General features: G+C 49.6%; 27 protein-coding genes. 19 read left to right on the top strand and 8 right to left on the bottom strand.

Features of this window, described 5'->3' with window-relative positions; all coding sequences use genetic code 11:
• Positions 1-256 precede the first annotated feature (256 nt).
• Positions 257-781, top strand: a complete 525-nt coding sequence (locus CWE09_RS07645) for a helix-turn-helix transcriptional regulator (RefSeq protein ID WP_126803382.1) — start codon at positions 257-259, stop codon at positions 779-781.
• Positions 782-808: 27 nt separating this feature from the next.
• Here CWE09_RS07645 and CWE09_RS07640 read toward each other — a convergent pair whose 3' ends face one another.
• The 6 genes from CWE09_RS07640 to CWE09_RS07615 form a co-directional block, all read right to left on the bottom strand.
• Positions 809-2005 carry a sensor histidine kinase gene (locus CWE09_RS07640; protein WP_126803381.1) on the bottom strand — a complete coding sequence of 399 codons (1197 nt, stop codon included), beginning with the start codon at positions 2003-2005 and terminating at the stop codon, positions 809-811.
• A gap of 97 nt (positions 2006-2102) precedes the next feature.
• Positions 2103-3428: a sigma-54-dependent transcriptional regulator gene (locus CWE09_RS07635; protein ID WP_126803380.1), complete on the bottom strand. Its 1326-nt coding sequence runs from the start codon at positions 3426-3428 to the stop codon at positions 2103-2105.
• A gap of 3 nt (positions 3429-3431) precedes the next feature.
• Positions 3432-4613 (bottom strand): FtsX-like permease family protein, encoded by a 1182-nt coding sequence (locus tag CWE09_RS07630; RefSeq protein WP_126803379.1) that lies wholly within the window; start codon positions 4611-4613, stop codon positions 3432-3434.
• 10 nt (positions 4614-4623) lie between these two features.
• A complete protein-coding gene (locus CWE09_RS07625) occupies positions 4624-5928 on the bottom strand; it encodes an ABC transporter permease (protein WP_126803378.1) in 1305 nt (434 codons plus the stop codon).
• A 10-nt stretch (positions 5929-5938) separates the two neighbouring features.
• Positions 5939-6637 carry an ABC transporter ATP-binding protein gene (locus tag CWE09_RS07620; RefSeq protein ID WP_126803377.1) on the bottom strand — a complete coding sequence of 233 codons (699 nt, stop codon included), beginning with the start codon at positions 6635-6637 and terminating at the stop codon, positions 5939-5941.
• 40 nt (positions 6638-6677) lie between these two features.
• On the bottom strand, positions 6678-7946 hold the full coding sequence (locus CWE09_RS07615; RefSeq protein ID WP_126803376.1) for an efflux RND transporter periplasmic adaptor subunit: 1269 nt from the start codon (positions 7944-7946) through the stop codon (positions 6678-6680).
• A 421-nt stretch (positions 7947-8367) separates the two neighbouring features.
• On the opposite strand from CWE09_RS07615, the gene CWE09_RS07605 reads away from it, so the two are divergent.
• From CWE09_RS07605 to CWE09_RS07585, 5 genes are all read left to right on the top strand, one after another.
• Complete coding sequence (locus CWE09_RS07605; RefSeq protein ID WP_126803375.1) at positions 8368-8688, top strand: HigA family addiction module antitoxin; 321 nt, start codon at positions 8368-8370, stop codon at positions 8686-8688.
• Between the two features lie 290 nt (positions 8689-8978).
• Complete coding sequence (locus tag CWE09_RS07600) at positions 8979-9260, top strand: type II toxin-antitoxin system RelE/ParE family toxin (RefSeq protein ID WP_126803374.1); 282 nt, start codon at positions 8979-8981, stop codon at positions 9258-9260.
• 13 nt (positions 9261-9273) lie between these two features.
• On the top strand, positions 9274-9588 hold the full coding sequence (locus tag CWE09_RS07595) for a HigA family addiction module antitoxin (protein WP_126803373.1): 315 nt from the start codon (positions 9274-9276) through the stop codon (positions 9586-9588).
• Positions 9589-9665: 77 nt separating this feature from the next.
• Positions 9666-10295, top strand: coding sequence for a lysophospholipid acyltransferase family protein (locus tag CWE09_RS07590; protein ID WP_198679666.1), 630 nt, complete (start codon positions 9666-9668; stop codon positions 10293-10295).
• Positions 10296-10313: 18 nt separating this feature from the next.
• Entirely contained in the window at positions 10314-10688 is a 375-nt protein-coding gene (locus CWE09_RS07585) for a hypothetical protein (RefSeq protein ID WP_126803372.1), read from the top strand.
• On the opposite strand, the gene CWE09_RS07580 is transcribed toward CWE09_RS07585, so the two are convergent.
• Positions 10663-12750, bottom strand: coding sequence for an alkaline phosphatase family protein (locus CWE09_RS07580; RefSeq protein WP_198679664.1), 2088 nt, complete (start codon positions 12748-12750; stop codon positions 10663-10665). The two genes, CWE09_RS07585 and CWE09_RS07580, sit on opposite strands and share 26 nt — an antisense overlap.
• Positions 12751-12832: 82 nt before the next feature.
• Here CWE09_RS07580 and CWE09_RS07575 point away from each other — a divergent pair, with 82 nt between their 5' ends.
• The 9 genes from CWE09_RS07575 to CWE09_RS07545 all read left to right on the top strand — a co-directional run bounded on the left by CWE09_RS07575 (position 12833) and on the right by CWE09_RS07545 (position 17866).
• Positions 12833-13342 (top strand): DUF1801 domain-containing protein, encoded by a 510-nt coding sequence (locus tag CWE09_RS07575; RefSeq protein ID WP_126803370.1) that lies wholly within the window; start codon positions 12833-12835, stop codon positions 13340-13342.
• Positions 13343-13649: 307 nt separating this feature from the next.
• Complete coding sequence (lepB, locus tag CWE09_RS07570; protein ID WP_126803369.1) at positions 13650-14294, top strand: signal peptidase I; 645 nt, start codon at positions 13650-13652, stop codon at positions 14292-14294.
• A 187-nt stretch (positions 14295-14481) separates the two neighbouring features.
• On the top strand, positions 14482-14937 hold the full coding sequence (locus tag CWE09_RS07565; RefSeq protein WP_126803368.1) for a hypothetical protein: 456 nt from the start codon (positions 14482-14484) through the stop codon (positions 14935-14937).
• On the top strand, positions 14934-15101 hold the full coding sequence (locus CWE09_RS14170) for a hypothetical protein (protein WP_157982837.1): 168 nt from the start codon (positions 14934-14936) through the stop codon (positions 15099-15101). The genes CWE09_RS07565 and CWE09_RS14170 overlap by 4 nt, the downstream gene beginning before the upstream one ends.
• 13 nt (positions 15102-15114) lie before the next feature.
• Positions 15115-16101, top strand: a complete 987-nt coding sequence (locus tag CWE09_RS07560; protein WP_157982836.1) for an alpha/beta hydrolase family protein — start codon at positions 15115-15117, stop codon at positions 16099-16101.
• Between the two features lie 55 nt (positions 16102-16156).
• Positions 16157-16333 (top strand): hypothetical protein, encoded by a 177-nt coding sequence (locus CWE09_RS14165; RefSeq protein WP_157982835.1) that lies wholly within the window; start codon positions 16157-16159, stop codon positions 16331-16333.
• Between the two features lie 92 nt (positions 16334-16425).
• A complete protein-coding gene (gene blaOXA / locus CWE09_RS07555; protein ID WP_126803366.1) occupies positions 16426-17214 on the top strand; it encodes a class D beta-lactamase in 789 nt (262 codons plus the stop codon).
• Positions 17215-17315: 101 nt separating this feature from the next.
• Positions 17316-17573, top strand: a complete 258-nt coding sequence (locus CWE09_RS07550; protein ID WP_126803365.1) for a type II toxin-antitoxin system Phd/YefM family antitoxin — start codon at positions 17316-17318, stop codon at positions 17571-17573.
• Positions 17561-17866 (top strand): type II toxin-antitoxin system RelE/ParE family toxin, encoded by a 306-nt coding sequence (locus CWE09_RS07545; RefSeq protein ID WP_126803364.1) that lies wholly within the window; start codon positions 17561-17563, stop codon positions 17864-17866. Before CWE09_RS07550 ends, CWE09_RS07545 begins: the two co-directional genes overlap by 13 nt.
• 8 nt (positions 17867-17874) lie before the next feature.
• Here the strand turns inward: CWE09_RS07545 and CWE09_RS07540 are convergent, their stop codons facing one another.
• A complete protein-coding gene (locus CWE09_RS07540) occupies positions 17875-18735 on the bottom strand; it encodes a DNA ligase (RefSeq protein ID WP_126803363.1) in 861 nt (286 codons plus the stop codon).
• A gap of 264 nt (positions 18736-18999) precedes the next feature.
• Between CWE09_RS07540 and CWE09_RS07535 the strand changes: the two genes are divergently transcribed.
• The 4 genes from CWE09_RS07535 (at position 19000) to CWE09_RS07515 (ending at position 21260) form a co-directional block, all read left to right on the top strand.
• Positions 19000-19515 carry a hypothetical protein gene (locus tag CWE09_RS07535; RefSeq protein ID WP_241974318.1) on the top strand — a complete coding sequence of 172 codons (516 nt, stop codon included), beginning with the start codon at positions 19000-19002 and terminating at the stop codon, positions 19513-19515.
• 193 nt (positions 19516-19708) lie between these two features.
• Positions 19709-19999, top strand: coding sequence for a hypothetical protein (locus CWE09_RS07525; RefSeq protein ID WP_198679656.1), 291 nt, complete (start codon positions 19709-19711; stop codon positions 19997-19999).
• A 31-nt stretch (positions 20000-20030) separates the two neighbouring features.
• Positions 20031-20348 carry an antibiotic biosynthesis monooxygenase family protein gene (locus CWE09_RS07520; RefSeq protein WP_126803361.1) on the top strand — a complete coding sequence of 106 codons (318 nt, stop codon included), beginning with the start codon at positions 20031-20033 and terminating at the stop codon, positions 20346-20348.
• A 114-nt stretch (positions 20349-20462) separates the two neighbouring features.
• On the top strand, positions 20463-21260 hold the full coding sequence (locus CWE09_RS07515) for an RNA polymerase sigma factor (protein ID WP_198679655.1): 798 nt from the start codon (positions 20463-20465) through the stop codon (positions 21258-21260).
• Positions 21261-21268: the final 8 nt, after the last annotated feature.

The raw sequence follows: 21268 nt of genomic DNA, 5'->3' as shown, positions 1-21268 counted from the left end.
GCCACATCCTAAAAAGGAAGTTGAAGCTGCGCTCCAACATGCTGAGAGTAAGGGCTGGCGAGTTGAGGTTGGTGGTGCTCATGCCTGGGGGAAAATTTACTGCCCCTATAATGACGATGAGTGTCGTTGCGGTGAATTTTGTATTACGAGCGTGTGGAGTACACCGAGGAACGCCGTTAGTCATGCACGGGCTCTGAACAGAGTGGTAAATAAATGCTCTACCCACAGCCGTAGGAATGAGCCTGAGGATTGAGTTATGGAATATATTTTCACACTGAAATATCAGCTGGATGAACAGTATAGTGATCTGGACGCTTTGGTGGAGCGTCTGGGCGCGGGTGGCTGCGACGATGCCCTCATTGGGATAGGGCAGCCAGGTCGCCTGGCACTAGAATTTTCCCGTGAAGCGAACAGCGCTGAAATGGCGGTACGCTCTGCTTTGATAGATATTAAAAATATGATGCCTGGCGCTCGTTTAATCGAAGCTTCGCCAGACCTGGTTGGTTTAACGGATGTGGCGGACCTCATAGGTATTTCTCGTCAGGCGATGCGAAAGCTTATGCTCACCCACCGTGCAACCTTTCCTGCACCTGTTCACGAAGGTCATGCTTCAATCTGGCATTTAGCAGAAGTGCTTGATTGGTTTAATACACGGGGCACTTATAAGTTTGATAACTCAGTACTGGAAGTTGCGCGGGTCGCGCTAAAAGTAAATCTTGCCAAGGAATCAATCCGCCATCCGCTAACGGATGATCGTGAGGTGGAGTTATTGAGCGCTTGAGACCAGATATGCTTTGCGTGGCCTTGCTTATTGCTGGGGCAGCATCAGTTTGACTTCCAATCCAGTGGGTTGATTGCGTAAGTTGATGCTACCACCATGTGCTTCTATGATATCGCGACAGAGGGTTAAGCCAATGCCTGAACCTGTCTTTTTCGTGCTGTAGAAAGGTATGAGTGCGTGCTGAAGTTGTTGCTCACTCATACCTTCGCCACCATCTTGCAAAGTGATCTCGAGTTGCTGATTGTGTTCGGCGATCTGAAGGCAGATTTGCTCTGGCTTTGAACCACTTTCATGGGCATTTTTTAGCAGGTTCAACAGCACCTGGTACAGTTGGGCGGGGTCTGCTTGCCAGGGGCGCTGTGGTAAATCGCCAAGCAATTCAAAGTCGTATAAATTCTGCAGTTGATTGATCAACCTGGGCCAGTTCACTTCTTTCATTTGCGGCGGTGGTAGTTTGGCAAAGTGAATATAGGCCTGTACAAATTGATTGATATCCGCGGTGCGTGCACTGATGGTTTCAAACAGACTGGCCAGTTCTGCCTGCTGCAATTGCTGAGCCCGTTGTTGGCCTGAGTAGGCTAACGAGGACAAAGGTGCCAACGAATTATTCAGTTCGTGGCCGATCACCCGCAGTAGCTTCTTCCAGGCGGTTAGTTCTTCCCGTTGGATCTCGCGGGTTAGTGGCTTCAGTAAATACAGCCAATGCTCATTATCATTCAGCTTGAATTGATTGACCGATAAGTGCCAGACACTCTGATCGGGTAAACGCAGCAAGCCTTGTTGCTTGCTGTTTATAGCATCAGCAAGAACCGGAACCTGTTTCGCGGTGGCTGTCAGCTTGCCGCCATCAATGGGCCCTTCCGCAGCTAATAGCTGGCGTGCCGCGGGGTTACTCATGATCAGGGTGTCGTTGCTGTCGGTCAGCAGCAAAGCCAGCGGACTGCTTTGCAATACAGTATCCAATAGCAGTTCGCGTTGATAGAGACTGGCACGCTCAGTCCGAAGCTGCGCTGACATTCTTTGCAGGCTTTCGGCGAGACTGCTGAGTTCTCGTATTCTGAGTTGATTGGCACTGGTATTAAAGCTGCCGTCCTGCAGGTTTTGCGCATGCAGGTTGAGGGCCTGTATTTCTGTCATCAAAGGCCGCAGCATCCAGTGCAGTAACAGCGCCAACAGTAAACCAGCGGTGACAATGATTGCGCTGGCTGCAGGTGCGCTACCCATATAAGCAAACTGTAATATCAATGCGAGCAGAGTCAGCAACAGACACAGCAGGTTGAGTCGGTGATTCGTGCCCAATTTGAATTGAGCTGGGGATAGTTTAAGGCGTTTCAATACCGTAAAACTCCATGCGTCGGTAGAGCGCCTGACGGCTGATACCAAGTTGCTTAGCAGCGCGTGAAATAACGCCTCCAGCCTGTAGCAAGGCCTGGTCGATGCGCTCGCGGTCAATATCATCCAGTACACGCTTGCCGGCAGTTGCACTCATGGGAAGTCCTAAATCGGCTTCGTGAATGTCGTTGCTTTTGCTGAGCAGAAGCGCCCTTTGACACGCATTCTGCAACTCGCGCACATTGCCAGGCCAGTGGTAGTTGAGCAGTAGTTGCTCAGCATCCTTAGTGAGGCTTTTTTGGCCGCCAAGAAAATAACGGGCAAGCGGCATAATATCATCTGGCCGCTCGGCTAAAGCGGGCAGGGCCAGTTGCACCACATTCACACGGTAGTATAAATCCTGGCGGAATGCGCCCTGTGCAATGGCGGTCGTTAAATCGGTATTGGTGGCGCTAATCAGGCGGACATCGACGCGGCGAGTGGTGCTGGAACCTAAGCGTTCATATTCACCGGTTTGTAAAACCCGCAGCAGCTTGGCCTGGCCCGATAACGACAAATTACCGATTTCATCCAAAAATAAGCTGCCACCGTCGGCGGCTTCAAAACGTCCGATGCGGGTTTTGTTGGCGCCACTGTAGGCGCCGGCTTCTGCGCCAAATAGTTCAGCTTCCATTAAGTCGGCTGGCAGGGCGCCCATGTTGACCTTGATAAAGGGTTTAGTTTGGCGTGGGGAATTGGCGTGTAGTACATTGGCGATGCCTTCTTTACCAGCGCCATTGGGCCCGGTGATCAATACCGCAGCATTCGCTGGCGCCAGTTGCAGCGTCATTTGCAGTAATTGCTGCATCTGGCTGCTGGCAAACACCAGGCCACAGAGATCTTTACCGGCAAAAGCGGCTTGTTGCTCATGTTCCCGGCGCTGTTGTTGTTCAGTCAGTTGCTTTAATTTCAGGGCATTGGCGACCGTGAGCAATAAACGCTGATCGTCCCATGGCTTGGCGATATAATCCGTGGCGCCAGCTTTGACCAGTTCGACCACCATATCGAGTTGGGTCCAGGCGGTCATCAGTACAATGGGAAGAGCCGGGTACTGCTCCCGTAGCTGGTAAAACAAAGTTTTGCCCTGGGTGCCCTGCATTTCACCAGCCGAAAAATTCATATCCTGCAGAATTAAATCAATAGGTTGCTCCGCCAGTAGCTGCCAGGCCTGTGCGGGTTCTGTGGCACAAGACACCTGATAACCCTGCAGTGCAAAGAGTGTTTGCAGCGCCTGGCAAATAGCTGGGTTGTCATCAATAACCAAAATGTTCAGCATAGGTTATAAGGCTTTGGTAGCGGTGGCCGGAGATACCCGGGTGGCAATAGCTGCAGGATACCATGTGGCGATAGTGACACAAAGTAGTAACACCGAGGCTGTAGCTAATGGTACCCACAGGGGCAAAGCGGGCAACGAAATTACGGTAGCAAGTTGCTGATGTAACAGGTAGCTGGCTATGATTCCGAGTACCGCTCCGAGACCGGTGGTTAACCAGCTTTCGCTGAACACATCAAACAAGATGCGCTGTTTGTTGGCACCCAAAGCTCGCTTGATACCAATTTCATTTTGTTGCTGTAAGCCATGGAACAGCGCGTGACTATAGGCGGAAATCAACGAGACCAATAACATCAAACCACTCAGCACCGACAGCAAAATGGCCATGCCACGCTCTTCGTGGTAAAGCTCATTGCGCATTTCAGCCAGGCTGTTGAGGCGCAATATGTATGTTTCAGGCTCGATACTACGCAGCAGATCGGGCAGTTGCTGGCGAACCTGTTCGAGTTGTCCTGGCTGGGTCTTGATCATGAGCGCATAGCCCCAATCGACCGAGTCGAGACTCCGATGCATAAACATGCCGTGGTATGGGTTGCTTGAGGAGCGATGTAGCAGTACATCCCCAACCACGCCGATGACGGTGCCGTGATTAATTAACTGACCAACAGCCACCTCCTCACCAAATAGCTCTTGCGCTATAGATTGAGTGAGTACCACGGCACGCGTATCCAGATCGGTGTCTTCAAACCAAAGGCCTCTGAGCAGTTGCAGTGACAGGGCGTCCATCCCTGATACCGATGACAGCTGTAAAGGTATAAAGTCTCTGTTGGAGGTTTCCTGCTGGTCGGGGATAGATACGCTCACTCTATTGCCGCCCCACACCAGAGGAGGCTGGTTGCTCCAGCCAACGCTGATAACGCCTGGTAGATCCGCTATCGCACGTTGCTGTCGTCCCAAGAGTTCACCTAGCGCGGGTTGTTGGCGCAGCGTTGCGGTGGTTGGTTTCAGTTGCAACGCCAGCGTATTGTGCAGGTCCAGCCCTGTTGGTTGCGTAATTAATTGTTGCGCCTGCTGCGCTAACACGAAACTGTTCGCCACCAGGGCGAGGGTAAAGGCTATTTGGATCAGTAATAGCAGGGTAATGATCTTGCGTCGCAGCAATGATTTGATTAACAGCGAGATGCTCATGGTAGCGTCCTTATTTGAGTTGCTGGTTTAACGGACTGAATGAAGCGCGTATTGCAGGATAGAGTGTCACCAGATAGCAGCAGAGAAAAGCAATGCCCAGCATGGTAAGTAGCAGTCGAGGCTGCCAGCTGCTCAACACCGACATGGTGGGTAGCAGATGGGTAATGAGACCCAGAAATAGCGAGGCAATGGCTAAGGACAACCCAAAAGCTAAAGCGGTGTTGACCAGCACATCGACCAGCAATTGTTGCTTGAGCTGCATACGGCTAGCGCCAAGCGCACGGCGCAGGCTGAACTCATATTGACCGGACAGATAGCGGTTCACTGACAGGTGACTGGCGTTGAGCAAACAGACCAGCAAGAACAAAAGAGATACCAGAGCAAAGGCATCCGACTGGCGATTGCGGGCATCGAATGCATCCACGATATCCAGCATGTTGTCCAGGCGATTGGCCTTGGGCCGTGGGTGGCGGCCCGCTTCTTGTTCACTGGTCACCAGGTTGTCCATAAAGTGCCGGTACGCCTGTTGTTGCTCAGCACCCTCAAGCTGCACCCAAAATTGCGCCATATAGTATTGCCCTTCACGAGCATGCAGCGCAAAGTCGCCATGGTAATCACGATCATCAAACCACATGGTCTGGGTGTTTGAGGTGAAGCCTAAATCATAAGCAGTCTCGAAGGGCAGGTAGATATCCTCGACACTTACCATGGCACCCGAGGTGTTAACGTCATATAAGCGCGGTAGCATCTGCCAGTCATCCAGCACGCCGGCTACGGTGAACAGGGATTCTTCGAGTTGCAGCTGCTCACCGAGCACGTCGGTACGGCCAAAAAACTTCAGCGCGGTGTCTCGGGAGACGATGATTTCATTCCGCGCCTCGTTATCTGGCCAGGGTTCACCGTGCAAAAAAGGCACCTCAAATAACTGAAAGAAGTCTTTTTGGGTAACACGCAAGCTGACACTGGTGGGTGAGGTTCCTTGCTGATCGGGCAATCGCGCGTAGGCCGAACTACTGAACATTGCCGCCTGAGCGATAGCAATGTCGTTGTTGCTGAGTAACTGTATGTCCTGATAACTGACCATCTTTAAGGGCTCCAGACAGGTATCACATGACTGCACCGAGTTGATGCGTGGAAAAAACAACTGGGCACTTTTTGCTGGTAAGGGGTCGTTATTGAGCCAGTAATAAACCGTAGCGTTACTAAAGAACACACCAAGCCCGGTGCTGAGTACCAGCAACGTCAGCGCATAAGGCAACGGTGCTCGCTTGATACTAAGCAGACTCACTTTGAGGTAGTAGATAAACTGTTCCATGGTGTGTCCTTTATGCGTTGTGCATTGCCAGCGGTTCATACATGGTGCTGTCATGAAGCTGACCGTCGACGATTTGAATATTGCGGCCCGCACGGCGAGCCTGGTCCGGGTCATGAGTGACCATTAAAATGGTGCAGCCTTGCTGGTTGATTTGCTCAAGTAATTCCATTACCTGGCGTGCCATTAAGGAATCAAGGTTACCGGTGGGCTCATCTGCTAACAGAATACGGGGCTGGCCTGCAATCGCGCGGGCAATGGCTACGCGCTGCTGTTGCCCACCGGAGAGTTGGCCTGGCAGGTAATCGCGTCGAGCATGCAGTCCTACCAGCTCTAGTGCCTGCTCAATGCGTTGCTTGCGCTCGGCGGCTTTTAAACCGCGGTAACGCAACGGCAGCTCAATGTTGTCGTAAATACTGAAGTCTTTAATTAAGTTAAAGCTCTGAAAGATAAAGCCGATTTTTTCATTGCGCAGTTTGGACAGCGCCGCATCTGACAAGCCTTTAACTGACTTGCCATCTAACAAATAATCACCGCTGTCAAAGCTCTCCAGAGTGCCAAGGATATTCAGTAGGGTAGATTTCCCCGAGCCTGATGGTCCGGTGAGAGCTACAAACTCACCTTCATTGACGTGCAAACTGACTTCCCGCAAAGCATGGGTTTCAATCAATTCAGTGCGGAAAATTTTGCTTAAGTTGGTTAGCGTGATCATTGGTTGTTCCCTGTGTTCATTGGTATAAATTTATGTGTTGTTAGTTCAGATTTACCCGGTCTTGATTTTTAAAATCGCTGAGGTTTGAAATGACCCATTGTTCGCCTTCTGTAGCGCCATCGAGTATCTCTACCCATTGCACGGACAGGGCGCCAAGTTCGACCTGTTTGCGCACGGCCTGGTTATCGATAACCTGATACGCTTGGCGACCACCCCCTGAGCTGACAAAGTCGCCGCGAGTTACCATCAGCACGTCGGCCTTATGCTCTAAGATCACGCGCGCGGTCAGGCGTTGACTTTGGCGTAACTGGCTGCTGTCAGCCTCAGTGAAACGCACTCTCGCGCTCACCTGGTTATCGCGCACTTCTGGAGCAATGTAACTGATGGCACCGCGTAGCCGCTGATTGCCAAGCTGCACCTCAACGTGTTGACCAGCCATCAAATCGCGGGCGTAACTTTCTGGCACCGCAAGTTCAGCCTCATACTGGCTTAAATCGATAACGGTCAGCAGGGCTTGCCCAGGTAACACATGGCTTTGTTGTTCGACGAGCCAGTTACCTAGCTGTCCAGTCACGGGCGCGGTAATATTGAGTGCAATCACCTTTCGCTTTAGCTCATCTACTATTAATTGCTGGCGATGAATCGACTGAATGCGTGAGCTTTGCTCGAAGCTGAGCATATCGCGGGCCAGCTCTACCTTGCGCCTGGCATGGTCAAACGCCAGCTCGGAAGTTGCCAGGTTGTCTTCGGCGACATCAAAATCCAGTTGCCGAATCACACCAAACTCAATTGATTGGCTGGCGCGTTCCATTTCACGTCGGGCGGCCAGTAAATTGACCTGAGCCGCATTCATCACCTGCTCCATATCCAGTTGTTGATCACGCGCTGCTAGCTCGGCACGTTCAGCTTCGCTTTGCATACTGGCCAGCACGGCTTCCTGCTGCTGCAAATCATTTTGTAGTGACGGGCTGGTGATGGTCGCCAGCAGATCGCCTTGAATAACGGCTTCACCGGGCTGTTTAAACAGTTGCACGTGACCGATTTCCTGGCTGTAGAGGGTAGGGGCATTTGCAGCGACAATTCGGCCCTGTACTGAAATATCCCGCACTAAATCACCTCGTTGCACCGTGGCGAATTGCATTTGATTACGCGGCAACACCAGACTGGCACCTTCGCCGAGTGATTGAAAAACGATGACTGCCAACACAAGCAAAGTGCTGGCGATGGTAACGACAGGGAGCAAGCGACGCAGCACGCTTTTAGCTGGGCGCTGAATCAGATGGTCTTGCTGGTTGGTTCCCTGGATCATGTGCTCTTATCCTGACGATGCAATGTGGATGGTTACATAGCTTACACTGCACCTTTAGTGCCAGTTTTTATATTATTGATTTAAAAGGGTTTTATTGATTTTCAGAAGGGGTTTAGGGTGTCCGCGGACACCTTTAGTGTCCGTTGAGAACGTACGGACACTAATTGTCTGGCACGAAGCGTAAGGTTGCTTCCAGCACCTCAGATTATTTTCGGTTTGGAAGTTGCGCGGGTCGCGCTAAAAGTGAACCTTGCCAAGGAATCACTCCGACATCCACTAAAGGACAACCGTGATATGGAATTGTTGAGTGCTTAGGCTATTATTGGTGTAACTAAGTTACTGCAATTCCGGGTCTGCTTCCGCTGGACCAAAAGTGGTGCGGAAGATGTCGAAATTATTGATTATCATTAGGAGGTAACTCATGCGCAATATTGATCCGGTAACGCCAGGTGAGTTACTAAAGGAAGAGTTTCTTGAGCCGATGCGTATTTCTCAATATCGCCTGGCTAAGGAAATTGACGTGCCAGCCCAAAGAATAGGTCAGATTATTGCTGGGAAGCGCACGATAACAGCAGATACGGACCTGCGACTTTGTCGCTTCTTTGGCTTGTCTAATGGTTATTGGCTGCGGGCTCAGGCTGCCTTTGACACTGAGGTTACGGAAGACGTTCTGAAAGAGGAGCTGGAGAACATTCGCCCGTGGAGCTCTGTGTCAGAAGTCGGGCGCAAGGCAACAGGCTGATTTGAATCAATCACGACGCTCGCCGTTTCTCAATACACATCACCACCTGCTGCACCGCCCAGGCCTAGTTCGGGATGCTCATCGGCGATATAAACTCGCTCAATTACCACTTCGCACCTTTAATGCCAATATTTATTCCATTGATTTAAAATGATTTATTGATTTTTAGGAGGTGTTTAGGATGCCCGCGGACACTAATTGGCTAGAACAAAGTGGTTTTTCGGTTTGGAAGTGTAGCGAGACATTATGGATTTATTGATCTGTGTCACGTGACGGATTACACTTGTTGTATGATTAAATCCTTCGCTGATAAACGGGCTCAAGGGCTTTACTCCAAAGGCAAATCAAAGAAATTTCCCGCGGATGTTGCTCCGAGAGCTGCCAGAAAGCTGGAATATGTGAATCTGGCTGAGCAGTTGGAGGATTTGAAAGTGCCGCCCGGCAATCGCCTGCATCCACTGTATGGAGACAGGCAAGGGCAGCATGCGATTTCAATTAATGATCAGTGGCGCATATGCTTTCGCTTTGAAGGTGGTGATGCGTACGAGGTCGAAGTGTGTGACTACCACTGAGGAGGAAATAAGTATGGCGATTCTTAACACGGCAGGCATGCAGCGTAAGCCGACTCATCCTGGCGAGATGCTAAGAGAGGACTTTATGCCGGATTATGAACTGACGGTGGCAGGACTGGCTAAGTCTCTGGGTGTTTCGCGCCAGTCTATTAATGAACTGTTGCGTGAGCGCCGTGCTGTGAGCCCTGAAATGGCGCTCCGGCTTGCCCGTTTGTTCGGTAACTCTCCGGAATTCTGGCTGAATGCTCAGCGGGCTGTCGATCTTTGGGCAGCGTCTCAAGTGGTTAAGGACGACGTTGAACGTATTAAACCGTTAAACGCGGCATAACTATGCGCGCAGAAAACAATCTATTTTTCTTTGATATAATCAAAGCTCGTTTTATTGTTTTGAATGGATAGCCAAAGATGCCAGAAAACAAAAACTCCAATAAGATTCATGGCAAAGCTTCGCTGATGCAACGCATTGCTTTACGGGTGTTGCGCATGGTGGGCTGGCGCATAGAACCTTTTCCCGATATTCCAAAAGCCATGGTAGTCGCCGGGCCGCATACATCGAACTGGGACGGTATCCTGGGGCTGGTCTGCGGCATTGCGCTGGGACTTGATGCCCGCTTTATGATTAAGCATAACCTGTTCAAAGGGCCCCTTGGCTGGTTGTTGCGTAAACTCGGAGCTATCCCGGTAGACCGCTCGCAACCCGGTGGTACCGTGGGGCAAATGGTTGAGCAATTCAATAACAACGATCATATGGCTATTGTGGCCACCCCCGAGGGAACACGCAAAAACGCCAAAAAGTGGAAAACCGGTTTTCACCGCATTGCACGTCAAGCTGATGTGCCCATAGTACTGGCTGTGGCTGATTACGGTAAAAAACAGCTGACCTTTCCCATTATTCTGCAGCCTTCCGATGACCTTGAAGCTGACATGAAAAAGCTACAGGAAGCTTTTGCCGAAGCCACACCGCGCCGCCCTGAAAGACTTTCTGCTCCGGTAAAGGTATTGTGGGAGGCGAAGAATTTGAAGAATAAAACTTAACCTAGTGAGAATAACTAAATGACAGATACAGAAAACCTTCCACCGAACACCTTATTCCTTGAAGTCTCCGGCTCTGGTTTACCTGAGTGCGATGGTCTTTATGTGCCTTCTGAGGCTCCGCCGACTAAATCAGATGCCAATGTGATGTCGAGTCCTGGTTACTGGAACGGCAAGATGGCCTGGGATCGTGCCGACGGTAAAGCCGCCAGAAGTCCGGCGATATCCTATTCAATCGGATTCAAATCCTGGCGAATTTGTCGCCTGGACGGGCACTTAGCCTATGAAATTACCTGTGAGGACGAACTTCCACCGACGGACCGTCAGTGGAATGTGTATAAAATGGGTGTTGCGCCCGCCCCAAAAGTTATTATTCATCCCGCTGATCCTCGCTAGCGGTCAGTTCAGGGTACAGCGAGCGGCCACGGGCATGAATCGGTGCTGGGATTTGCAGATAGTCAGAGATGGTTGGCGCTATATCAATTAGCTGTGATGCTGGAATACGCCGAGCCGGAAAGTGTTGGCCAAACGCGCAGGTTGCGGTGTACATATCGGGGCTGGTAGATGCATGCGAGTGTCCTGCAAATATGCGGGCGTCGGTGTTCACTGGCGAATCGGCTCTCATTTGGCGGCTCGGACTGTAACCGCGAACCGTTTCCCAGTATACATCTCCCCCAGCAGCACCGCCCAATCCTAGCTCGGGATGCTCATCAGCAATATAAACACGTTTAATGACCGGCTCGCCGTTGTCGTCTGTCAGATTCTCAAGCGCCTCAACGATGCGTGCGATAACGTCATCTTTGTCTTCTTCTGCAACAATGCCGTGACGCCACTCAGTGGTGTTCACCGTTATCCAGTAGGCATTGGGTGACACCGCAAGAGATTGTGAGAGATCGACCATGCCATTGCTATCCAGTACTTGCAGTCCTGCTTTCTGTAACAATACATTAGGCAAAAATTCACGCCAACTGGGGCGCATGCCATGGTCACCGGCTACAAAAAGAGCGCTTTCAGGGCCTTGCGTCAAGGCCATTAAATGGCCTAAGCGCATATCGACAAGCTGCCAGGTGCGATTGCGTAACTCATGGGCGCGGGTAGCGTGCTCTTCGTTGTACGCTGGTGATTCTTTGGCAAAGTAGCCGCTGAGGGTATGATCGATAGCATCGCCCAGAGGAAAATAATCCACAAGCAGATCAACGCCTAACTCGTTCCAGAAGAAAGAAGAGCCTTTATTGAAGATACGAGTCGACAGTTCAGCGGTTTCCAGATAACGCGCTTCGGCCGTGCCATCGCCGTCCTCAAATAAGGGGGTGCCTAAACCACCGCGACTGTAAAGACGGGATGAAGCGTTGCCGAACCAGCCCCGGACTTGTTCATCATAACGATCACGCTTCTCGGCGTGGTTGATATCCGTCACATGCATGGCGGGGTGATAGAGTAGAAAATCAGAGCCATCTTCTGCGGCGTCAAAGAGTCGCAAGCGAAGAAAGGTATTGCCTTTTTCGGTTGCAACGGTGAGCGGTTCAGAGAAAAAACGCGCCAGGGTGCGACCTTCAGGTGAACTATCTTCTACAGGGTGAGCCACGGCGATGATAGCGCCTTCGCCATCCGGCCGTGTGTTTACCGCCACGCGGTCGTACTGGTTTTTACCGTAGAATACGCCATAAAAAGCACCGGCCCGGTTTTCCCACTGAAAGTAACGGGGCGACACTTCGGCGTTATTAAAGTCGATATCCAGCGCACTCAGGTTTTGCCATTCCGCGTCATCCAACCACTCGACATCATCGGCGCTTAACGCGCTGTCGAAATTAACCTGAATATTATAACCGTTCATTACGGTCAGGTTGTCCTGCTCATAGGCGGATGCAATGCGTGCTTGATCGGCCAAAGCCTGCTCGTCCGGCTCACCGACCCGTGCCGGGAAACCCGGTACGTTTGGCGCTTGAGTCACATGGTGGCCACCTGCTGAGCGGTTGTTTAAAGCCGCGGTTACCCAAATCGGTTCAGCCGCGGCGTTGTCGCTGTCAAAGCCCGAAGTCAGGTTCATGACGGTGCCTTGGTCGCGCGGTAAACGGTGCGAGGTATTGCCGGTAACCTGAGTGACATTACCATAGGCACCTGTCCAGATGGCCGAATGACCTGCCGCGGTGACCGATGGAAATGCGGCCTGGGCATACTCGGTACAGGCACCTTGTGCAAACAACTGATAAAAGTTGGGGGCCTCGTTGCGGGTCAGATTCTGTTTTAAAATAGCTTCGTTCAGTGAATCAATACTGACCAATAAGGCGCGACGCTGCTCCGGTGCAACGGGGGCGGATTCACTCGCGGTTGTCTCAGTTTCACCGGACGGGCTACAGGCACTGATACCGGTAAACGCCAGAGTACTGAGCACAAGAGTGCTGATAAGCTTGCGGGAATAGGGCATCTGGAGCGGACCGAAAAAAAACAATTGACTCATAACGACAACAGCACTCAGTAAAAAACAAAATAACAGGAGTTCGAGATTACCAGAAGCGTATGAATTTTTCATTACAGGCGATATGAAAGCTTATGCTTCGATCTGGCGTTTAGCGGAAGTGCTTGATTGGCTCAATACACGAGGGCATTATCGGGTTGATAACTCGGTACTGGAAACCGGAGGCAGTGTGAAGCCTGAAATACAGACTAAATTTGCTACCCACCCTATAGAGGCACAAAGGCAGCTCGAGGCTGTTCGTCGCCTTATTTTTACTATCGCTGAAGAAAACACTTTGGGCGCTGTTGAAGAAAGTCTCAAGTGGGGGGAAGCGAGCTATCTTGTCAAAGGTGGCACGACGATTCGAATCGACTGGAAAACAAAAGATCCGCATGTCATAAAGGTATTTTTCCATTGCCAGACTACATTGATTGAAACCTTCAAAGAGATATACCCGGATGAATTCGAATATGAGGGAAAACGAGCCATCCTTATTCCTTTAGGGGCTAATATCGAAGCAGGACCGCTTAGTCATTGCCTGCAAATGGCGTTAAAGTACCATAGCCTGAAACACCGCCCATTGCTTGGCGCTTAAGTTTTAGCAGAATTCTTTCGCTAACTCGCTGCAGGAACTGATGGCAGTAACTCTCCATACTCAAGGAAGAAACCATCAAGAAACATAACGACATTACCAGCCCGGCGATTGATATCAATTCTTTGTCTGAGCAGATGGTCGAGTTGCTACTGGGGGTTGGTGTTATAACCAGTGATCTTGATTTTATTCACGAACTGCGTGTTAATGAGCCAATACAGTCGGTTGCTGAGACGTCGACTGATTGACGTATTATAAGTTTGTCAGGTGGTCGTAAACTTACGCTACCCCTTGATGAGGAGTGATATACATGCACAAGATAAAACTATTTTTTAAGGGGTATAAGTCACTTCTCGTCTTAATTCTCCTGATGATGTTTTTTCGCACGGCCTACGCTGACTGGTCGCACGTTCCTACAAGCTCAATGGAGCCTACGATCCTTCCGGGAGATGTGCTCTGGATTAATAAAACCAGCTTTGGACCCTCGCTGCCTTTTTTCAATAAACGGCTTTTCACATGGAAGCATCCTGAGCGGGGCGATATTATTACCTTCATTCCGCCTCATGAAGACATTCTCCATGTGAAGCGGGTCATCGGCGTTCCTGGTGATACCTTGCACATAGAAGGTAATGCCATTTATATAAATGGCCTTCGGATGGAACAGTCGGTTACTGAATCAAGTGAAGACATTCTGCTTGGTATCGAAGATCTGTTAGGGAGTCCTCACGCCTTTAAAGTAAACAGGAATAGAAGCATTCCTTACTTCGGAAGAACCCTTGTTGTTCCCGAAGGCAAGCTTTTTGTAATGGGCGACTTTCGCAACAATAGTGTGGATTCCCGTGCCTGGGGATTCGTTGATGAGAACCGTGTGACGGGCAAGGTGTCGACAGTTGCTGTTTCGTTCTCACGACAAAGAAATGGGTTTCTCGCGCGAGTCGCCATTCCGATTCAATAATACTGAATGATTAGGCCTGACTTTCCGCTTCAGCGTTCGGGGTTGTAATGCTGAATTCAACCTTATAATCTTTTAAAAAGGCCTAAAAATTACAATCTGCATGCCCCTGCTTTAAAGGACTAGAGCGTATAACTTCATTGACTCTTTCCTGATTCAGCATCTGCATGCCCCAAAATCAGGAGTCAGAATGTATTTTTGGAATATTAAAAATGTCAGAGAAGAATTAGCAACGGGCAAGATATCAGAGCGTAATGCATTTAAGTACTTTATTGCGCATGCCCTTTGGTTAAGTGTGCTTCTGATTCCATCTAGTGAAGAATACAAGCCAGATAGCTGGATACTTATAGTTTGGGTTGTTATCACCATTGGCGGACTGTTTTACGTGCGTCACGGCAATGGTGGCTACGAAGGTGAAAACTTCTTTACCCGTTTTTTTGCGATTGCCTGGGTTATGGAAGTTAAGTTTTTCGCATTAATGTTGTTGCTTGCGCTTGCCGGTGTCTTTTATGAAGGAGCTACTGATTCGGATGTACGCGCTGATTTTCCCGTAACCTACGGATTGTTGGGGCTCGGTATTTATGGGGTTCTCTTTTACTGGCGCATCGGCGTACACATGCGTAGAACCAAAGAACTTGCTAAATGAAGAAAGAAAATTACTTGTTAACCCTGTTTGATATCCATACCGGTTCACTTCCGGTGCGGATTGATTCAGATAAGTTAGTGTCCCGAAAGTTTGTCGCTGAGTTGATTGCAGAAGGCTATGTGAGCGCTAGTATGCAAACCCCTGATAACTTAAAACTAAGATAAAAGGATGTTCATTATGCTTAAACTTTCTCACCTTGCAGTGCCTTTTATGTCGCTTGCATTCGTTGCAGCATCAGTTTCTTCTGTGCAGGCTGAAGATTCACCGCAATTCTTTAGCAGTTACGAGGGCATTAGCAGCCAGCAGGATTGCTTTGCGCCTCCTTTTGATGATGCGGAGGTCTTGCGCACGGTAGCTGCGGAAACCAGCTTCACACCATGGAACCAGAATTTCGATAGACTTTTCAGTGACCGCTTTTTTGCCGCGCGGCAAAGTCAGACAGAATGTCTGCGCTTTACCTACGACGTCGACGGTGTCGAAGTACCAGGGTTCATGGTGCGGCCAGCTAATAGCTATGAGGACACCCCGGTACTGGTTTTTCACCGCGGCGGCAATGGTAGCTTCGGCGCTATTAACTTTGTGAACCTCTACGCCCGTTACATGGGAATGGTGGGGGAGGGCTACACCATTATAGGAAGTAACCTGCGCGCTGAAGATGAATTCGGTGGTGCTGATGTAGACGATGCGCGGGCAATTTTGTCTATCGTACAGGGCATGGATAATGTTGACCATGATCGTATTGCGCTGTGGGGCTCCAGTCGCGGTGCCACGCAAATGATGCAGGTGGCCAGGGGGCGGGATGATATTCATGCGCTGGTTTTTGAGATGGGTGCAGCTGATCACGAGCAGTCTTTAGTTACCCGTCCGGAGATGATTGAGGTCTATGAGAACCGGGTACCAGACTTTGACGAAAACCGGGAACAAGCGATGAAAGACCGCTCAGTCGTATACTGGGCTGATGAACTGCCTCAGGTGCCAGTATTGATATTACACGGCGAGCAGGACGAACGTGTAGACGTTGAACAGGCCCACCTTCTGGCCGCGGCATTGGATGAAAGCGGTCATGAGTATGAGTTGAAGATCTACCCTGAAGCAGGCCACTCGTTAATGCGAATCGCTGATGAGGATATGTTTAGCTGGCTGGGTGAAGTCCTTAACCGTTGAGTTCCTCGGCATTTGCTCTTACATTTGGTCGACTTGATGATAGGGAGGTATAACAATGCTGGGTAAAACATGGGATTTCACTATTTCAATCGTTGGTTTAGGCTTTTTCATGGGAGGCCTGGGCGCTAGTGGTGTACTGGACCTTCCTGGTTTACTTATTTGTGGTGTTGGTTTGGGCTTAATGCTCGGCGGTATTTTCCGCGCCATTGAACGGAAAAACTTTGTTGAATAAGACATCTATTTACAATGTTTTTTGTGACGAGAGTTCCTCCGGAAATCCCTGTGCCATGTTTCAGTTGTGGGCGATTGCCCTTTGGAGAATACATGAAAACTAGTCTGTTCTTATTATTGATAGGGGGTGTGGCCTTTGCGACAACGGCGGTGAGTGAGGAACGCTCTGATTGGGAAAGCGTATTTGATAGCTTTGATGCTCAGGGCACTATAGTGGTTGTTGATGAGCGCGATAGCGATGGCACTGTGCAGGTGTTTGATCAGGATCGAGCGTCGCAGCGACTTTCCCCGGCTTCCACATACAAGATTCCCCATACTTTATTCGCTCTGGATGCAGGTGTGGTGCAGGATGAATTTGAGGTATTTGAATGGGATGGCGTAGAACGAAGCTTCTCAGGATATAACAGCGATCAGGACTTACGTTCGGCTATGCGCATGTCAGCGGTCTGGGTGTATCAGAAGTTTGCGGCAGATATTGGCACTGAAGCTGCGCAAAAGTATTTAGAGCGCATTGATTATGGCAACGCAAATCCCTCAGTAGAAGAAGGGAGTTACTGGATTGATGGCGAGCTGGCAATCTCCGCCTATGAACAGATTTCTTTTTTAAAACAACTGTACCGCAATGAGCTGCCTTTCTCTGTTGAACATCAAAGACTGGTTAAAGATCTGATGATTGTTGAGGCTGGATCTGACTGGATTGTGCGCGCGAAAACGGGCTGGGACGGCAGCATTGGCTGGTGGGTAGGCTGGGTAGAATGGCCAGCCGGCCCGGTTTTCTTCGCGCTTAATATAGACACCCCCAACCGAATGGATGACCTTGCCAAGCGAGAACTGATCACACGTGAAATCCTGCTTTCGCTGGATGCATTGCCTGCACGTTAATGTTCAGACTGACAAGTTCATATATTACTTACCCCTCCGTGGTTGCTCAACTTTTGAAGTGATACTATAGTGATACAGTTGATTTGAATCAGGGTGAATTCATGAAAGTTGAATTGGTTACCAACCTTAAACGCCAGGCTACGAAAATCCTGGACGACCTTCATCGTTCAAAGGAGCCGGTGCTGATTACCGAGCATGGCCAGCCGTCAGCTTATCTTGTTGATGTTCAGGATTATGAGTTTATGCAGCGTCGGCTTGAATTGCTGGAAGGGCTTTCACGGGGAGAGCGGGCTGTGTTAAAGGGAAATACACACAGTCAAAGTGAGGCCAGAGAGAAAATGAGCAAATGGCTAAAGTAATCTGGACAGAGCCAGCATTGCAGGATCTGGATGCAGTTGCTGAGTACATTGCCCTGGACAACTTTGCTGCGGCACGCAGCTTGATTCAAACGGTTTTTGAAAAAATCGAGTGCTTAGAAGATTATCCTCAATCTGGACGTATTCCCCCCGAGCTACCTGATTCAATCTACAGAGAGTTAATAGTGTCCCCGTTGCGCATTTTTTATCGTGAAGACGAGATGCAGGTTTTTATCCTGCACGTTATGCGAGAAGAGTGGCAGTTTCGCGCTTATATGCTGGAACTACCAGAATGATTTTTTCTTCACTCATACTCGAGGTCGTCCCGAATCCTTAGAAAGCTGGCAAAACGTGGCAGGCCGTTATTGGTGTAGCCATGATATTTGTACGTAATCACACTACCGATAGGTGGGGGATTGGCGCGTTCGGCATCGGTGAAGCCGGTACCCACCGAGAACTCAATTCCTTGCTTATTTCTCACCCGTAAAGCACCCAGCATATCTGTGTATTTGCCTCTGCCGGGTAAATGCGCAATCACCTCGGCTTCGGCATCGAAATAAGGTTTTAACTTCAACAATGCATCGTTTCTGCCGGGGCGATGGTGGGCGCTGGCTAAATGCAGCATCAGGCCTTCGGCACCTTCTTCAACCAGGGCTTGCAGGTGCTCGCTTAAGGCATGATGGGAATTAAAACGCTGCTGCTTTATTGCCTTGATATGCGCAGCATCTATCTGCTTAATCAGGGCTGAGTAGTTTTTGTAGCGTTGTTCAAAGGGAAGCTGCGTATCAGGCATATCAAATACCATATAACTGATCTGGCGCCAGTCATTATCATCAGGAATCTGGGTTCGCACAATGGAACTCAAAGCCTCGAAATCCTGCCGTTGTGTCCAGAGCTCACCATCCAGCCAGACGTCAGGTAAGGGCGCAATGAACCACTCGGGGGCGGGAACCTGGTTACCATTGCGGGTCAGCAGTTGTTCGCCGGTCCAGATAGCGCGTACACCGTCATATTTTTCACTGACTAAATAGTCACTGACGGGGCTGGCGTTTGTCTGCTCATAGACCTGTGCTAACTGGGCCTGCATGGAAGCTTGCACGGGAAACACAGTGCAGGTGCAATGAATAAGGCAATAGAGAAAAAGGCGTTTAGATAATTTTAACATCACTGCGTCCTTGCAATTATGATTTCAGCTGAATACATTTTAGTCGGCCTTCTTGGTAAATGAATGTGAGACTTCGACCAAATAAACACCTAAATGCCATTTCCAGGCATTGCAACTTCCTGTTAAAGCAGGGGTCCCATAAATCGCAGGTTGTGGCTTTGACCTTCCTTATAATTGGGATTAATGATGACAAATAATAAAATAGTTCTATTAATCGGTGTACTGGTTCTACTTACCGCATGCACGAGCATTCCAATAGGCACGATGATTAAAATGGTCCGGCTGAACCCATTGGAGATGGACCCCCAGCAGTTGCTGGTTGCGGTAAAAACCCCTGAGGGACTCAATGTGCGTGACGGTGATGTCGTTATAGATTTTAGCTTCCGAACTGACGACCCTGACACCAGCTTTAAGCATCAGTTTCCCGTAATCATTAATGATGACTACAGGCTCCCTGATAGTTTAACAAAAGGCCTCAAGGAAAATGAAAGCATCACAGTTATGCAGCTGTCAGAAGAAGACGCACTTACCATGTATAACGCTCAGCAAGCGATAAAAGAGTACCGTCGAAATCACGACGGTGGTGCTGGCAATATAGATTTGAATCTGGTTTCTGCCTGTCGTGATGATGATTTTTCCTGGGGCGATTCAAGGCTGAACCTGTATTTAAAAACCAGTGATGAGGAAGACTTTTTCTTATTTCTGAGAAACCTGGATGTCACCAAATTGGATGATGATATGCAAAGTGATTTTGAAACGCTTCCCAGTTGTGCCGCCTAAGACAGGGTAAAAGCGTCCGTCTTGACGTACGTACAGGAAGGCGTACAGTTTGATTGAAAGTTAAACCTATCGCTTGATTGCTGAAACCGCTGAGTCCCATCAGCCAATTGTTATCATGGGCAAGCGGAATAAAGCTGTTCTGGTGAAAGTGCTGCAGCTCTGGAGCCATTATGAATAAACAAAGGATTCAATAATGAATGTGGATAAAGCAAAAAAGCGTATTTCGAAGCGAGTGAAACGGGGTTTTAAAGGTTATCCGCAGGTGTCTTTGGACTATTTCGGTGACACTACTGAGGTTGCCACAGAAGTGGTTATTACTTTCTTATCGGAAGAAGGTGCTGAACCGCAAACACAAAGCTTTAGCAGTGAAAAAGATGCCCGCGAAGATGAAGCGATTCAATCTGTATTGCTCAAAATAATCGAGCGCGCCGAAGCCAATACGGTAATAGAAAACCCGGTTGTTCATAAGTTTCCTCAGGAATAGTTGCCTAAGGATTAAATCCCCGGAGGACTCAATGTCAGATATAGCCCCCACCCCTGAACCGCCTTATTACGCTGTAATCTTTAGCAGTCATCGTACTGCAGGTGACAAGGGTTATGACGATATGGCTACCCGTATGGTAGAGCTGGCGGCGCAGCAGCCAGGGTTTCTGGGCATTGAATCGGTCAAGGAAGACTTAGGCATTACGGTCTCATACTGGGACAACCTGGAATCCATAAAGAATTGGAAGAAAAATACGGAACATCTGGAAGCTCAGCGGCTGGGTCATCAGCAGTGGTACTCTCATTTTCGCGTCAGAATCGCCAGGGTCGAGCGTGATTATGGGATTTGACCCTTACGTCGACGGCCGTGCCACCAGTGTTTCAGTTTGTTGATCAATTGCAGGGGTGGCATGGCCGGCATGTAGAGATCTGGCTCGACTGAAAAAGCCGGTTCTGCGTCGGCAATGTCAGAGATGGCACAGGAGTTGGGGGGCGCGCTTGCCTTGTTGATGGCAGCACTCAGTCTGCATCTTGCTGCCGCGATAACCTGGGTGATGACAGCAACAACGGGTTGTGTCATTGTCAGGTTCATAGGTGACTTAAAAGGTGAGCTATCCATGGTTAAGAAGCTACCGTACAGGCTATTACTAGAAGCTGCACGCCGCTATGCGAGACGGCAAAATGAGGCCGAAGATATTGTACAAGAAGTGTTGGTTGCTGCTATTTCGGCTGGACGGCTGGATTTTTCTGCACCTGAAAATCGCCGCTGGATGATGGGTGCCATAAAGCGACGTGCTGCCTTTGATGCTCGTTCGGCGCTTAGGCGTCGGCTTCGTGAGACACACTGGCAAAGTGATTGTTCAGCAGCAGAATATTTTCCGACTTCTTCACCTTCTGTCGATATTGCTTTTTTTCTGCGTAGCTTGCCGAAGGCGTTGCGGGTGACGGCGGCTCTGGCTGTTTCCGGTCACTCCCGTACTGAGATTAGTTATCTTCTTTCTATCTCAGATGCAGCTTTGCGCCAGCGTATTCGAGGCATTAGAAAGGCTTTCGCCCGCAGTGACATTGCCATTCCAGAGAATATGACAAGCCTGAACCTCAACCTTTCTTACGGAGCTATCCGCGAAGCCTTGAGGCCTCTTCTGCGTAATCTCGGGGGCGTTTTTGCCAGTCACGATCCAGATGGGCATCTTTTTATTGTCAGATGCTCACAAAATCCGCGGGCGCGGCAACAAGAGAGTAATAAGCTTTCTACCATATAAAAAGAGGT

Origin of the sequence: Aliidiomarina minuta, assembly GCF_003987145.1 — a bacterium.
Classification (GTDB): Bacteria; Pseudomonadota; Gammaproteobacteria; order Enterobacterales; family Alteromonadaceae; genus Aliidiomarina; species Aliidiomarina minuta.
The sequence above is the reverse complement of the archived record's forward strand: the minus strand, read 5'-3'. Positions and strand labels throughout refer to the sequence as shown.